General features: G+C 73.0%; 13 protein-coding genes. 6 read left to right on the top strand and 7 right to left on the bottom strand.

Annotation, left to right across the window (positions count from 1 at the left end):
• Nucleotides 1-32: 32 nt before the first annotated feature.
• Nucleotides 33-1,781: an MFS transporter gene (locus HCN51_RS00275; RefSeq protein WP_168005464.1), complete on the top strand. Its 1,749-nt coding sequence runs from the start codon at nucleotides 33-35 to the stop codon at nucleotides 1,779-1,781.
• A gap of 56 nt (nucleotides 1,782-1,837) precedes the next feature.
• Here the strand turns inward: HCN51_RS00275 and aspS are convergent, their stop codons facing one another.
• From aspS to HCN51_RS00250, 5 genes are all read right to left on the bottom strand, one after another.
• Nucleotides 1,838-3,160: an aspartate--tRNA(Asn) ligase gene (aspS, locus tag HCN51_RS00270; RefSeq protein ID WP_206066374.1), complete on the bottom strand. Its 1,323-nt coding sequence runs from the start codon at nucleotides 3,158-3,160 to the stop codon at nucleotides 1,838-1,840.
• 293 nt (nucleotides 3,161-3,453) lie between these two features.
• Nucleotides 3,454-4,848 (bottom strand): ribosome biogenesis GTPase Der, encoded by a 1,395-nt coding sequence (gene der / locus HCN51_RS00265; RefSeq protein WP_168005462.1) that lies wholly within the window; start codon nucleotides 4,846-4,848, stop codon nucleotides 3,454-3,456.
• 39 nt (nucleotides 4,849-4,887) lie between these two features.
• Nucleotides 4,888-5,544, bottom strand: coding sequence for a (d)CMP kinase (cmk, locus tag HCN51_RS00260; protein WP_346433476.1), 657 nt, complete (start codon nucleotides 5,542-5,544; stop codon nucleotides 4,888-4,890).
• Nucleotides 5,545-5,670: 126 nt separating this feature from the next.
• Nucleotides 5,671-7,032, bottom strand: coding sequence for a carotenoid oxygenase family protein (locus tag HCN51_RS00255; RefSeq protein WP_168005460.1), 1,362 nt, complete (start codon nucleotides 7,030-7,032; stop codon nucleotides 5,671-5,673).
• Entirely contained in the window at nucleotides 7,029-7,718 is a 690-nt protein-coding gene (locus HCN51_RS00250) for a TetR/AcrR family transcriptional regulator (protein WP_168005458.1), read from the bottom strand. The genes HCN51_RS00255 and HCN51_RS00250 overlap by 4 nt, the downstream gene beginning before the upstream one ends.
• A 106-nt stretch (nucleotides 7,719-7,824) precedes the next feature.
• On the opposite strand from HCN51_RS00250, the gene HCN51_RS00245 reads away from it, so the two are divergent.
• The 3 genes from HCN51_RS00245 (at nucleotide 7,825) to HCN51_RS00235 (ending at nucleotide 9,885) form a co-directional block, all read left to right on the top strand.
• Nucleotides 7,825-8,673 (top strand): glycosyltransferase, encoded by an 849-nt coding sequence (locus HCN51_RS00245; RefSeq protein ID WP_168005456.1) that lies wholly within the window; start codon nucleotides 7,825-7,827, stop codon nucleotides 8,671-8,673.
• 115 nt (nucleotides 8,674-8,788) lie between these two features.
• Complete coding sequence (locus tag HCN51_RS00240; protein WP_346433509.1) at nucleotides 8,789-9,670, top strand: glycosyltransferase family 2 protein; 882 nt, start codon at nucleotides 8,789-8,791, stop codon at nucleotides 9,668-9,670.
• Nucleotides 9,671-9,690: 20 nt separating this feature from the next.
• A complete protein-coding gene (locus HCN51_RS00235) occupies nucleotides 9,691-9,885 on the top strand; it encodes a DUF2795 domain-containing protein (RefSeq protein WP_080047003.1) in 195 nt (64 codons plus the stop codon).
• 96 nt (nucleotides 9,886-9,981) lie between these two features.
• Here the strand turns inward: HCN51_RS00235 and HCN51_RS00230 are convergent, their stop codons facing one another.
• Both HCN51_RS00230 and HCN51_RS00225 read right to left on the bottom strand, forming a co-directional pair.
• Nucleotides 9,982-11,145: an NAD(P)/FAD-dependent oxidoreductase gene (locus HCN51_RS00230; protein ID WP_168005452.1), complete on the bottom strand. Its 1,164-nt coding sequence runs from the start codon at nucleotides 11,143-11,145 to the stop codon at nucleotides 9,982-9,984.
• 68 nt (nucleotides 11,146-11,213) lie between these two features.
• Nucleotides 11,214-11,735, bottom strand: a complete 522-nt coding sequence (locus HCN51_RS00225; RefSeq protein ID WP_168005440.1) for a hypothetical protein — start codon at nucleotides 11,733-11,735, stop codon at nucleotides 11,214-11,216.
• Nucleotides 11,736-11,798: 63 nt separating this feature from the next.
• Here HCN51_RS00225 and HCN51_RS00220 point away from each other — a divergent pair, with 63 nt between their 5' ends.
• Complete coding sequence (locus tag HCN51_RS00220; protein WP_168005438.1) at nucleotides 11,799-12,233, top strand: MarR family winged helix-turn-helix transcriptional regulator; 435 nt, start codon at nucleotides 11,799-11,801, stop codon at nucleotides 12,231-12,233.
• A gap of 92 nt (nucleotides 12,234-12,325) precedes the next feature.
• On the top strand, nucleotides 12,326-13,504 hold the full coding sequence (locus HCN51_RS00215) for a cytochrome P450 (RefSeq protein WP_206066373.1): 1,179 nt from the start codon (nucleotides 12,326-12,328) through the stop codon (nucleotides 13,502-13,504).
• The last annotated feature ends 14 nt before the right edge of the window (nucleotides 13,505-13,518 follow it).

Raw genomic sequence — 13,518 nt, 5'->3', positions numbered from 1 at the left:
CCCATGAGACGACCTCCGGCGAGGTCCGCGAGATGAGGCGGGCCCGGCGGGTGGTGCTCGGCGCGGGCGGCGCGGTGGTGCTGCTCGCGGCGCTCGACGCGTACGTGGTGGTCACCGTCCTGATCGACATCGCCGAGGACGTCGGCATCCCGCTCAACCACCTGGAGCGGGCCACCCCCATCGTCACGGGCTTCCTTCTCGGATACGTCGCCGCGATGCCGCTGCTCGGCCGCCTCTCCGACCGCTACGGCCGCCGCCCCCTCATCCACGCCTGCCTGGCCGCCTTCGCCCTCGGCTCCGTCCTGACCGCGCTGGCCGCCGGGGAGACGATGGTGGTGGCCGGGCGTACCGTGCAGGGGGTGGCCGGGGGCGCGCTGCTGCCGATCACGATGGCACTCATCGGGGACCTGTGGGACGAACGCGAGCGGCCCGTCGCCCTGGGCGCGGTGGGCGCCGCACAGGAACTGGGCAGCGCCCTCGGCCCCCTGTACGGCGGCGCGCTGGCGCTGGTGCCCAGCACGGTGGTGGCGGGGGTGGAGCTTGGGGGCTGGCACGCCATCTTCTGGATCAACGTCCCTCTCGCCGCCCTGGCCGCCCTCGCCATCCACTTCACCGTCCCCCCACGCCCACGCGCCACGAACCCGCCACCCCAGCCCGGTACCACAGCCCACGCAGCCGCACCATTGACGGGTGCAGCGGCGGCGCCGGACGCCGCGCCCCACACGACAACGCCCGAAGCCGCGCCCGACGCGGCGGTGCGAGTGGGCCACGGCGCGCAGGCCGGACAGGCGACCGGGAGCGCGCAGGCCGAGCACGCGGCCGACGGAGCGGTGGCCGGCGGGGCGGTGGCCGGGCAGGTGGCCGGCGGTGCGGTGGCCGAGCACACGGTCGGCGGTGTGCAGGCCGGGCGGGTGGACGTGGTCGGCGGGGTGCTGCTGGCGCTGGCGTTGGGGCTGCTGGTCGTGGGTCTCTACAACCCCGACCCGGCCACCACCGTCCTCCCCCCGTGGGGCCCGCCGGTGATCGCGGCCGGCGTGGTGGCGGGGGCGGCGTTCGTCTGGTGGGAGATCCGCTCCCCCGTGCGCCTGCTCGACCTCACCACCACCCGCAAGGGCCCGCTCCTCGCCACCTTGGCCGTGAGTTTCCTGGCCGGGGCCGCGCTGCTCGTCACGATGGTGTTCGTGCAGCTCACGGCGCAGACGCTGCTGGGCAAGGAGCCGCTGGCGGCGGCGCTGGTGCTGGCCAGGTTCCTGGCGGCGCTGACGCTGGCGGCGCTGCTGGGCGGGCTGCTGGCGCGCAGGCTGGGCGACCGGGCCGTGGCGGTGGCGGGCATGGTGCTGGCCGCCGGGGGCTACTGGCTGATGAGCCGCTGGCCGCTCGACCTGGCGGGAGCGGGCCTGACGGTGGACCGCGACCTGGTGCTGGCCGGTCTGGGCCTGGGGCTGGTGATCGCGCCGGTGTCGTCGGCGGTGCTGCGGGTGAGCACGGCGGCGCAGCACGGGGTGGCGTCGGCGGCGGTCGTGGTGGCCAGGATGATGGGCATGCTGATCGGCATCGCGGCCGTGTCGGCGTGGGGGTTCCACCGGTTCCAATCGCTGACGGCGCGGCTGGACACGCCGCTCCCGTTCGGCGTGGATCCGGAGACGTACCAGCGGCAGCTCGCCGGCTACACGGCGAAGGTGCAGGCGGCCCTGCACACGGAGTACACGGAGATGTTCCTGGTGACGGCGCTCATCTGCGTGCTGGGCGCGGCGGTCGCCACCCTCATGCCGCGCCGCTGAGGCGTGCCCGCCCCGCCCATGAGCGGCGGCGGGCACGCGGTGGTGTCATGCGCTGGTCAGGGTGAGAGCCGGTGCAGGTCGCGGGGGAACGCCGTCGTCTGCCGGACGTTCGCCGCGCCCGTCAGCCGCGCCGTCCACCGCTCCAGCCCCAGCGCGAACCCGCCGTGCGGCGGCATCCCATACCGGAAGGCCTGGAGATACCCTTCGTACGCCGCCGTCCCCTCGCCGCGCTCGGCCAGGGCCCGCACGTAGTCCTCGTACCGGTGCAGCCGCTGCCCGCCGGTGACCAGCTCCATCCCGCGGAAGAGCAGGTCGAAGCCGTTGGTGTGGCCGGGCCGTTCGGGGTCGGGGTGGGTGTAGAAGGGGCGCTTGCTCATCGGGTACCCGGTGACGAACAGGAACTCGGAGCCGTGCTCCCGCTCGGCCCACTCCGACAGCCATCGTTCCTGCGCCGGCGACAGGTCGGGCTCGTCGGAGGAGGTGAGCCGCTGCGCCTCGGTGAAGTGGATGGCGGGGATCTCGGCGGGCACCGTGGGAGGCACGACGCCGAGCAGGTCGAGCGCGGCGGGGGCGCGCAGGCGTACCGACTCGATCATGCCCGCCACCGCCTCCCGCAGCACGGCCATGACGTCGCGGTGGTCGCGGACGAAGCCGAGCTCGGCGTCGAGGCTCGTGTACTGGGCCAGGTGCCGTACCGTGTCGTGCGGTTCGGCGCGGAAGACGGGCCCCACCTCGTAGACCCGCTCGAACACCCCGACCATCGCCTGCTTGTAGAACTGGGGCGACTGGGCGAGGTAGGCGGGCCGGCCGAAGTAGTCGAGGCCGAAGACGTTCGCGCCCGACTCGGTGGCCGAGCCGACGATCTTGGGCGTGTGGATCTCGGTAAAGCCGAGCCGGTCGAGCGTCTCGCGGAACCCGGCCGCGCTCGCGGCGGAGATCTCCAGCCCGGCGCGCAGCAGTGGGTGCCGCAGCGCGACGGGGGCGTGGTCGAGCACGGTCGGCAGCGCCGCCCCGACCACGGGCCGGTACAGGTCGAACGGCGGCGCGGTGGCCGGCCGGGCGAGCACGTGGATCTCGGGCGAGACCAGCTCGTGGCCGCCGGGTGCCTGCCCGTTGGCCGCCACCGTGCCGGTGACGCGCACGACGCTCTCCTCGGACGGCAGGTCACCAGCGGTGACCCTAGCAGCAACACCGGCGGCCTCGCCGGTCAGGGCAGCGGCGGCGTCGCCGGACACGACGACCTGCGCCAGCCCGGTGCGGTCCCTGACGACGAGGAAGGACACGGATTTGAGTTGCCGGCGGCGATGGACCCATCCGGCGATCGTCACTCGTTGGCCGGCGTGCTTCGCGAGCTCCGCCGACATGACACGAGAGATCATCACAGCTCCTCATGAGGAAGTGCATGACCCCTTGGGAGTGCGGGGGAGAAGGGAGCTCCCGGTGCCACCGCACTTTCGCCGCCCCGCGGGGACGGCCTCGATGACCCGATGACGGGGGTCAGGCCGGCGGGGCATTTCCTCCCCGCACTCGGGAGTGTCTTCACCAGCGGGGCACGGCGCCGCCTTCGCAGCTACCGGCGGCTCTCTCGGCCCGTGCGGGGCCGCTGGCTACTCGTCTCCGTCAACGCGTTGCCGCCGATCCTACGATCACGCGGGGATCGGCGGCAAAACGATTACTTGTCCTTCTTGCCGCGCTTCTCGCGGATCTTCATGGTCACCTCGATGGGCGAGCCGGCGAAGCCGAACTCCTCGCGGATGCGCCGCTCGATGAAGCGCCGGTAGGTGTCCTCCAGCCAGCCGGAGGTGAACAGCACGAACTTGGGCGGCTCGACGGACGCCTGCGTGGCGAAGAGGATCTTCGGCTGCTTGCCGCCCCGCACCGGCGGCGGCGTCTGCTGCACGAGCTCGGTGAGGAACGCGTTGAGCCGGGCCGTCGGCACCCGCGTGGACCAGGAGTCGAGCGCCTTCTCCAGGGCCGGGACGAGCCGGTCGACGTGCCGGCCGGTCTTGGCGGAGATGTTGACGCGCAGCGCCCACGGGGTGCGGACGAGCTGCCGGTCGATCTCCTTCTCCAGGTAGTAGCGGCGGTCCTCGTCGACGAGGTCCCACTTGTTGAAGGCGACGACCATGGCCCGCCCGGACTCGATGACCAGGCCGATGATGCGCAGGTCCTGCTCGGTGAGCGGCTCGCTGGCGTCGATCAGCACGATCGCCACCTCGGTACGTTCGAGCGCGGCCCTGGTGCGCATGGCGGCGTAGAAGTCGGCGCCCTGCAGCTCGCGGTCGCGCCGCCGGATGCCGGCGGTGTCGACGAAGCGCCAGGTGCGCCCGCCGAGCTCGATCAGCTCGTCGACGGGGTCGCGGGTGGTGCCCGCCATCGGGTCGACCAGCACCCGTTCCTCGCCCGCCAGCTTGTTGAGCAGGGAGGACTTGCCGATGTTGGGCTTGCCGAGCAGCGCGACGCGGGCGGGCCCGCGCTCGGTGCCGAACGTGACGGCGGGCGTCTCGGGCAGCGCGTCGAGGACGACGTCGAGCAGGTCTCCGCTGGAGCGCCCGTGCAGGGCCGAGACGGGGTGCGGCTCGCCGAGCCCGAGTGACCACAGCGCGGCGGCCTCCAGCTCGAGCTGCTGGTTGTCGACCTTGTTGGCGGCCAGGATGACCGGCTTGCCGGACTGGCGCAGCACGGAGCCGACGATCTCGTCGGCGTCGGTCGCGCCCACGGTGGCGTCCACGACGAACACGATCACGTCGGCCAGCTCGACCGCGACCTGCGCCTGCTCGGCGATGCGCAGGTTCATGCCGGTGGCGTCAGGGTCCCAGCCGCCGGTGTCGACGACGGTGAAGCGGCGGCCGTTCCAGTTGGCGTCGTAGGTGACGCGGTCGCGGGTGACGCCCGGCACGTCTTCGACGACCGCCTCGCGGCGGCCGATGATGCGGTTGACCAGCGTGGACTTGCCGACGTTCGGCCGCCCGACGATGGCCACGACCGGCAGCGGCGCGCTGTGGTGCTCGTGCTCGTCGATCTCCAGCTCGTCGAGGTCAGCCTCGACCCAATCCCCCGTTGACACGATTTTTCATCCTTAAGGTGAGTACCGCACCTGAACGGCTCAGGTGCGCTCTTTGACCAGTCTCAGCACCTCGGCGATGACCTCGTCGAGCGTCAGCGCGGTGGTGTCGAGCTCGATGGCGCCAGCCGCCATCGAGAGCGGGTCGGTCTTACGCGTTGAGTCCAGGGTGTCACGCCGGGCCATGGCCTCCTGCTGCGCCTCCACCGTGGAGCCGGCCACCTCGGCACTGCGCCGGCGGGCACGGGCCTCCGGGCTGGCCGTCAGGTAGATCTTGACGGCGGCGTCGGGCCAGACGACGGAGCCGATGTCGCGGCCCTCGACCACGATGTCACCGGCGCCGATGATCTCGCGCTGCAACGCGACGAGCCGCGCCCGCACCTCCGGCACGGCGGCGACGGCCGAGACCGCGCCGGTGACGTCGGACTCCCTGATCGGGCCGGCTACGTCCACGCCGTCGACGTGGATGGCCGGGCCGTCGGGGTCGGTGCCGGAGACGATCGCGGGCTCGCCGCAGCGGGCCGCGACGGCGGCGGGATCGGCCAGGTCGACACCCTGCTGGAGCATCCACCAGGTCATCGCGCGGTACATCGCCCCGGTGTCGAGGTAACGCAGGCCAAGCGCGCGGGCGGCTCCGCGCGACACGCTCGACTTACCCGACCCCGAAGGGCCGTCCATGGCGACGACCAGACCGGCCACGGCCTCTCCCTCTTCACGTGTGGATCCAACCTGAAGAGGCTACCGCCTCCGGCTCACCCGCCGATCCAGCTTCCCTTCGACCACGCGAACCGGCCCCCCTGGATCACCCGCCGATCCAGCCCGTGTTCAGTCGGCGATCCAGCTTCCGTGGAAGCCGAGCGGCACCCGGGCGGGCAGGTGCACGATGGCGACCGGCTCGCCCGTGAAGTCCTGCGCGGACAGGATGACCAGGTCGGCGGCCCCTCTGGCGGGGTTGTTGACGAACGACAGCACGTACCCGTCGTCCTCGGCCTCCCCCGCCCCGACGAAGACGGGCTCGCCCACGTAGGCGCCGCGCCCGAGCTGCCGCGCCTCCTGGGTGCCCCGCTGCAGGTCGTGCTTGATGAGCGTGTTGTCGAACGCGCCGTCCGGCAGGTCCTCCAGCTCGCCGCCCCGCACGCCGCCCACCACGTCGAACAGCTCGCGGGTGGCGGCGGTGTAGCCGTAGCGGTAGGGGCGGCCGGTGCGGCGCTCGTCCATGCGCGGGAACTCCTGGGCGCGGTCGTCGAGCGTGGCCCGCCCGACGCGGCCGGTGGTCAGGTCGATCCGCCAGCGGTCGAGCGTGGGCGCGCCACCGAGGTCGAGCCGCGCGTCCACGAACCCCTTCGGGTAGCTGACCACGTCCACGACCACCTGGTCGCCGTCGTCGTAGGCGTTGAGCGTGTGGAAGACCCAGCACGACGGCGCGTCCACCCACCGCAGGTCGCCGCTCTCACGCGACAGGAGCCCGATGCGGGCGGGGTGGTCGTCGTTCCACGCGTACGGCAGCCGGTCCCCCCGCTCCGCGTGGGGCATGCTGAACGTGACGGGCAGGTCGTAGATCACCACGAACCGTTCGGTGAGCGCGAAGTCGTGCACCATCGGCTGGTCGGGCACCGGGATGTCGGTGGCGCGCCGGACGACGCCCTTGGGGTCGAGCACGAGGTGCTGGTGGTGGTCCCAGCCGAAGAAGTAGGCCAGCGCGTGCAGCTCGCCGGTGACCGGGTCGAGGTGGGTGTGCGCGGCGAACCCGCCGGACAGCCCGCCGTCGAAGTCGCACGCGCCGATGGTGTCGAGCTCGTACCCCAGCTCGTACGGCAGCGCCCCCGCCTCGACGGTGGCGAACGTGCGCCCGCCGAGCCCGATGACGTGGGTGTTGGCCGCGAAGTCCATGCCCGCGTGCACGGGCCCCGGCCTGGGCTCCTCGCCGAGCCGTTCGGCGACGTGGGCGCTGCGCACCCACCGGTTGCGGTACCACTCGGCGCGGCCGTCGCGCAGCCGCACCCCGTGCACCATGCCCTCGCCGAAGAACAGGTGGGCGGCGCTGGGGTCGTCGAGGCTGAGCGGGTTGGGGCCGTTGCGCAGGTAGCGGCCGTTGAGCTCGGCCGGGATGCGGCCGGTGACGTCGAGGTCGAACGCGGTGATCTCCTCGTTCACCGGCGCGAACCCGTTCTTGAACGGAGTGGTCATGACCTGTCCCTTCCATCGTCGCTCGCCAGGAACTCGCTCGCCAGGAACTCGCTCGCCGGGAACTCGTCCGCCGGGGGCTCCGCCGCCAGGAACGGGGTGAGCACCGAAACGCAGAGGAGCCGGTAGCGCCGCCCGGCCACGTCCCGATCGAAAAATCCCGAAATTTCCAGACTCACCGCGCCGTGCACGGCCATCCACAACACGTCGGCGATCTCCCTGGCCTCGGCCCCGCGCAGCAGCCCGGCGTCGAGGCAGCCGACCACGTCCCGCAGCAGCAGCTCGAACGTGCGCTTGGCCGCCTCCACCGCCTCGGGCCCCGGCTTCAGCCCCGGCAGCGCGCCCTGGAACATGACCCGGTAGTAGTCGGGCTCGCTCAGCGCGTACTCCCGGTAGGCCATGAGCCCGGCGTGCAGCCGTTCGAACGGGTCGTCGGAGGGCGGCACCGCCAGCAGCCACCGCTCGAACCGCGCGAACCCCTCCAGCCAGAGCGCCTCCCCCAGCCCGTCCTTGCCACCGAAGAGCGTGTAGATGACCTTGGTCGAGCAGCCCACCTCGCCGGAGATCCGCCGCACGGTGAGCGCCGCCGGCCCCTCGGTGACGAGCAGCCGCTTGGCCGCGTCGAGGACGGCCGCCCTGACGACGCTCTGCCCTTCCTTCTGGGCCTGCTGGTACGCGGAAACCGTCATGAGGGTAACGCCGTTTCTGGTCGGTAACACTGTTACCCCCTTCCTACGCCCCGCCCTGCCGCCCGTCAAGAGGAGTAAGCCCGCTCCGTCCGGTAAGTGAGACCTTGTGAACAACGGAGCCCGTGTCACGGTCGTCGTGGCGAGCAAGGACAGGCTGGGCGCGCTCAGCCGCTCGCTTCCCCTGCACCCACGCCCGGTGATCCTCGTCGACAACGGCTCCACCGACGGCACCGCCACGTTCGTCAAGCGGCACTTCCCCGACGTCCACGTGGTCGAGGCCGGCAGGAACCTGGGCGCGCCCGCCCGCAACATCGGCGTCCAGATGGCCGAGACCCCCTACGTGGCCTTCGCCGACGACGACTCCTGGTGGGCGCCCGGCGCGCTGGAACGGGCCGCCGACGTGCTGGACGCCTACCCGCGCCTCGCGGTCCTGGGCGCCCGCGTCCTGGTCGGCCCCGAGGAGCGGCTGGACCCGGTGTCCGAGCAGATGCGCCACTCCCCGCTCGGCGTCGAGCCCGACCTGCCCGGGCCGAGCGTGCTGGGGTTCCTGGCGTGCGGGGCGGTGGTGCGGAAGGAGGCGTTCCTCGATGCGGGAGGGTTCGACGACGTGATCTTCTTCTTCGGCGAGGAGGAACGGCTGGCCGTGGACCTGGCCGCGAAGGGGTGGGGGCTGGCGTACGTGGACGACGTGGTCGCCCACCACCACCCGTCGCCCTCCAGGGACCCGCGCGGCCGGCAGGTGCTGGCCGCGCGCAACGCCGTACTGACCGCCGTGCTGCGCCGCCCCTGGCGGGTGGTGGCCCGCCGCACGCTCCAGGCTCTGCGCGGCGGCTCGGCGGGCCGCGAGGGGCTGCGCACGGCGGTACGCCGCCTGCCCCGCGCGCTCGCCGAACGGCGCGAACTGCCGACCTCCGTGGAACGGGCACGACGCACCCTGGAGCGGACCGATGGCTGACCCGCGCCCGCACGCCGCCACGCCGAACCCGCAACCGGGCGCCGTTGCGCCCGATCCACAGAGGCACGCCACCACACCCAGCCCGCAAGCGGGCGCCGGCGTGCCTGACCCGCGGGTGGGTGCCGTCGTGATCACGTGGAACCGGCGGGAAGAGGTGCTCACCTCGCTGGGCCGCCTGCTCGCGCTCCCCGAGCGCCCCCACGTGGTGCTGGTGGACAACGGCTCCACCGACGGCACCGCCGAGGCGGTCGCGCGCGCGTACCCCGAGGTGGACGTGGTCGCCCTGGACGAGAACCTGGGCGCCGTCGGCCGCAACGTGGGCGTGGAGCGGCTGAACACCCCGTACGTGGCCTTCGCCGACGACGACACCTGGTGGGCGCCCGGCTCGCTGGCGCGGGCCGCCGACGTGCTCGACGCCCACCCCCGCCTGGCGGTCGTGACGGCCCGCATCCTGGCCGAACCCGGCGGGCGCGACGACCCGATCGTGGCCGAGCTGCGCGACTCCCCCGTCCCAGGGCCGGACTGGCTGCCGGGGCCCGCGCTGGGCAGCTTCCTCGCCGGGGCGTCCGTGCTGCGGCGGGAGGCGTTCCTGGCCTGCGGCGGCTTCTCGCGGCGGCTGTGGCTGGGCGGCGAGGAGGAGCTGCTGGCGGTGGACCTGGCCACGGCCGGTTGGGAGCTGTGTTACCTGGAGGAGCTGACCGTGCACCACCAGGCGTCCAAGCAGCGGGACGCGCACGGCAGGCGGCGGGTCGGGCTGCGCAACACGCTCTGGTTCACGTGGCTGCGGCGGCCGCTGCGGGCGGCGCTGCGCCGCACCGCGCACCTGGCCAGGACGGTGCCGCGCGACCGCGTCTCGGCGCTGGCGGCCCTGGACGCGCTGCGCGGCCTGCCGTGGGTGCTGGCCGAGCGGCGGCGGGTGCCACCGAGGGTCGAGGCCAGGCTGGCGAGCCTGGAGGCGTCCCAGGAGAACTCGCGGGCCCGCCGTTACGTCTCGTGACAGCGGGGCAGCTGGCGGACATGAGCACTGCACCGAATCCGATCGACCTGCAGAAGCACCTGAGCGGGGTCGACTACCCCGCCAGCAAGGACGACCTGGTCCAAGCGGCCCGCGACCACAACGCGAGCGACGACATCGTCCAGGCGCTGGAGAACATGCCGGACCGCCAGTACGACGGACCCAACGCCGTCAGCGAGGCGGTCACGAAACGCTGAGACGTGGGGGTGCGGCGGGCGGGGCCGATCACCACGGCCCCGCCCCCCCGCGCGTCCGGGGCCACGGTTTTGAGGCCCAGCCCCGCGCGTCCGGAGTCATGACCGCCCGGCGGTCAGGCCGAACGCCCGCACCGGCACCAGCCCGCGCTTGAGCAGCCTGAACAGGGTGAACGGGCTGTCGCTGACCGTCTCCTTGTAGGCGATGGCCGCCCGCCCGGTCAGGTACCACCGGCGCGGGCCGTCGTCCGGGCGGGTGAACTGGATGACGGCGTCCTTCCTGCCCAGGCTCACCGGCTGGTGGAAGAACCCGAACCTGAACGGCCGCGCCCTCCTCCCCCGCAGCGTCGCGGCCAGCGAGTCGGCGGCGGCCAGGGCGCTGGGGATGCCTCCCTGGCAGGTGCCGTGCAGGACGCCGAAGCTCTGGGTGATGGCGGCGGCGTCGCCGACGGCGTACACGTCCGGGTGGGAGACCGAGCGCAGGACCTCGTCCACCACGATCCGGCCACGCCCGTCCACCGCCAGCCCCGACGCGGCGGCCTGCGGCAAGCCCCTGGTGCCGGTGGTCCAGAGCGTCGCGTCGGAGTGGATCAGCTCGCCGCCGGCCAGCTCCACGCCGTCGGGCAGCACCTTCGTGATCTCGACGCTCGCGCGCACCTCGACGCCGAGCCGTTCCAGCGCCCTGTCCAGGTACGCCCGCGCGCCCGCCCCCATCATCGCCCCCGGCCGCCCCCTGGTGAGCAGGACGACGTGCAGGTGGGGGCGCGCCTCGGCCAGCTCGGTGGCCGATTCGACCCCGGTCAGCCCGCCACCGGCCACGACGACCGTGCCGCGCGTGAGGGTGTCGAGGTGCCGGGAGAGCCGGGCGGTGGCGGCGTGGTCGTCGTAGACGTAGGCGTGCTCGGCGACACCAGGCACGGTCACGTCGGTGACGGTGCCGAGCGCGTAGATCAGCTTGTCGTAGCGCAGGGTGCGCGCCTCCTGCCCGCCGGAGGGGTCGAGGCGCACCTCGTGCCGTTCCGGGTCGATCGCGGCCACCCGTCCCAGCACGAGCCGGACGCCGCCGCCCGCGAGCACGTCGGCCAGGGCGTGGTCGGCGAGCCGCTCGCCGGCCGCCGTCCGGTGCAGGCGCAGCCGCTCGGTGAAGCGCGGGGAGGCGTTCACCAGCGTGACGCGCCCGCCTGTGCGGCGGGTCCGGCGGGCGGCCCTGAGAGCCGCCGTGACGCCCGTGTAGCCGCCGCCGAGTACCAGGATGTCGGTCATCTTCCTTACCTCCTCGATTCGTGCTTGCAGACGGATCGAGGGGGCGCGGACGTGACATCGGGCGAGGGTCAGGCCGGTGCCGGTGCCGGCGCGTGCGCGGGCTCGTCACGGTGGAAGATCGCCAGGAGGGCGAACCAGGCGAGGATCATGATGCCGGCCGGGCGCAGGACCTCCTCGGCGAGAAGGGTGCCGGCGAAGGAGTAGCCGCCGAGCCAGACGCCGGTGACGACGCCGACCACGCGGACCGGCCAGGAACGGCTGACCAGGGAGCTCGCCACGATCCAGACACCGGCGAGGACGTGACCGCCGAGCCGGACCGCCCAGGCGGTGTCGTACTCGACCGCGTTGATCATGAGGATGCCGGCGAGCACGTCGAGCACCACCCAGCCGTAGCCCGCCGCTTTGGCCCAGGGCGCCGCGTCCAGGCGTGACACCAGGAAGAGGATCGAGAGGTGGAAGAAGACGCCCAGGTATTCTCCCCACGCCACGTCCGGGTCCGCGAAGAAGGCGATCACGGCGGGGAGGAACAGCAGGAGGGGAAGGAGCGCCACCTGGCGCAGGCTGGCGTAGTGCCGCCGGGGATCGAGCATGGGAGAGGTCCTTGTCCATCGAGCGGTGCGGTCGGGACGAACACTAGAAAGCAAGGTGTTGATATGTCAACAGTTGGGCCGGGTGAGGCGACCGAGCTGTGGCTGCGCTGGAAGCGCGCCCATGAGCTGGTCCGCGCCGCCGTCATCGCCGAGACCACCGCGGCGTCCGGCCTGTCCGAGCCGGAGCTGGGCGTCCTGGTGTGCCTGCACGAGTCCGGCGGGAGCCTGCGCCAGAACGCCCTCGCCGCCACCCTCGGCTGGGACCGGACGCGGCTGTCGCACCTGCTGACCCGGATGGGCGAGCGCGGCTACGTGGCCCGCGACAAGGTTCCGAACGGGGTGGAGGTCACGCTGAGCCCGGCGGGCCGGCACCTGATCGACGCGACGTTGCCGGCGCTGGAGACGGCCACCCGGCGTCACCTCCTGGACCGGCTCGGCCCGGACGACGCCAAGACGCTCAGGGCCCTCATCGACCGCCTCCTGCCTGCGGAGGAGTGAGGGCCGTACCGGGATCCGCCGTACCGTGACATGCTGACGTCGGCGGACCGGCGGCGCCGGTGGACGACGGCAGACCGAGGAGGGTGCGTGCCGTGACCGCACTGTACTGGGACCCGTTCGACACGACGATCGACCTCGACCCGTACCCGCTGTGGCGCAGGATGCGCGACGAGCAGCCCGTCTACCGCAACGACAAGCTCGGCTTCCACGCCCTGTCCCGTTACGCGGACGTCGAGGCCGCCACGCGCGACCCGCGCACCTACAGCTCCGCGTACGGCACCGTGCTGGAGATCATGACGGCCGAGCCGATGCGCAGCGGCATGATGCTCTTCATGGACCCGCCGGAGCACACGATGCTGCGCACGCTCGTGTCACGGGCCTTCACGCCGCGAAGGATCTCCGTGCTGGAGGACTACGTCCGCACGCTCTGCGCCGAGCTGCTCGACCCTCTGACCGGCGAGTTCGACTACGTGCAGGACTTCGCCGTCCAGCTCCCGTCGAGGGTCATCTCCGAGCTGATCGGCGTCGACCCGGCCGACCGGGAGGAGGTACGCCAGGAGATCGACCGCGCCTTCCACATCGAGGAGGGCAGGGGCATCATCAACGACGTCGCCATCGCCGCCATGGCGCGGCTGCACGGGTACTTCCGCGAGCAGGTCGAGGCGCGGCGCAAGAGCCCCCGCGACGACCTGATGAGCGCGCTGGTGCAGGCCGAGGTGCCCACCGGGGAGGGCGCGCGGCGGCTCACCACCGCCGAGGCGGCCGACTTCGCGGGGCTGCTGGTCAGCGGCGGCACCGAGACGGTGGCCCGGCTGCTCGGCTGGGCCTGCCTGCTGCTCGCCGCGCATCCCGCCCAGCGGGCGGAGCTGGCCGCCGACCCCTCGCTGCTGAGGAACGCCGTCGAGGAGATCCTGCGCTACGAGTCCCCGTCGCCGGTGCAGGGGCGCACCCTGACCAGGGACGTCCTGCTGCACGGCACGACATTGCCGGCGGGGTCGAAGGTGCTGCTGCTCACCGGGGCCGCCAACCGGGACGAACGCGCCTACGCCGACGCCGACCGCTTCGACATCCACCGCCGCTTCGACGGGCATCTCGCGTTCGGCCTCGGCATCCACTTCTGCCTCGGCGCCGCCCTCGCCCGCCTCGAAGCCCGCGTCGGCCTGGAGGAGACGCTGCGGCGCTTCCCCGTGTGGGAGGTCGACCACGAGCGCGCGGCACGCCTGCACAGCAGCACCGTACGCGGCTACGACAAGCTTCCCATCGCGGTGTGACGGGCGGGCACCCC

Source organism: Nonomuraea composti (assembly GCF_012034275.1).
GTDB lineage: Bacteria > Actinomycetota > Actinomycetes > Streptosporangiales > Streptosporangiaceae > Nonomuraea > Nonomuraea composti.
The sequence above is the reverse complement of the archived record's forward strand: the minus strand, read 5'-3'. Positions and strand labels throughout refer to the sequence as shown.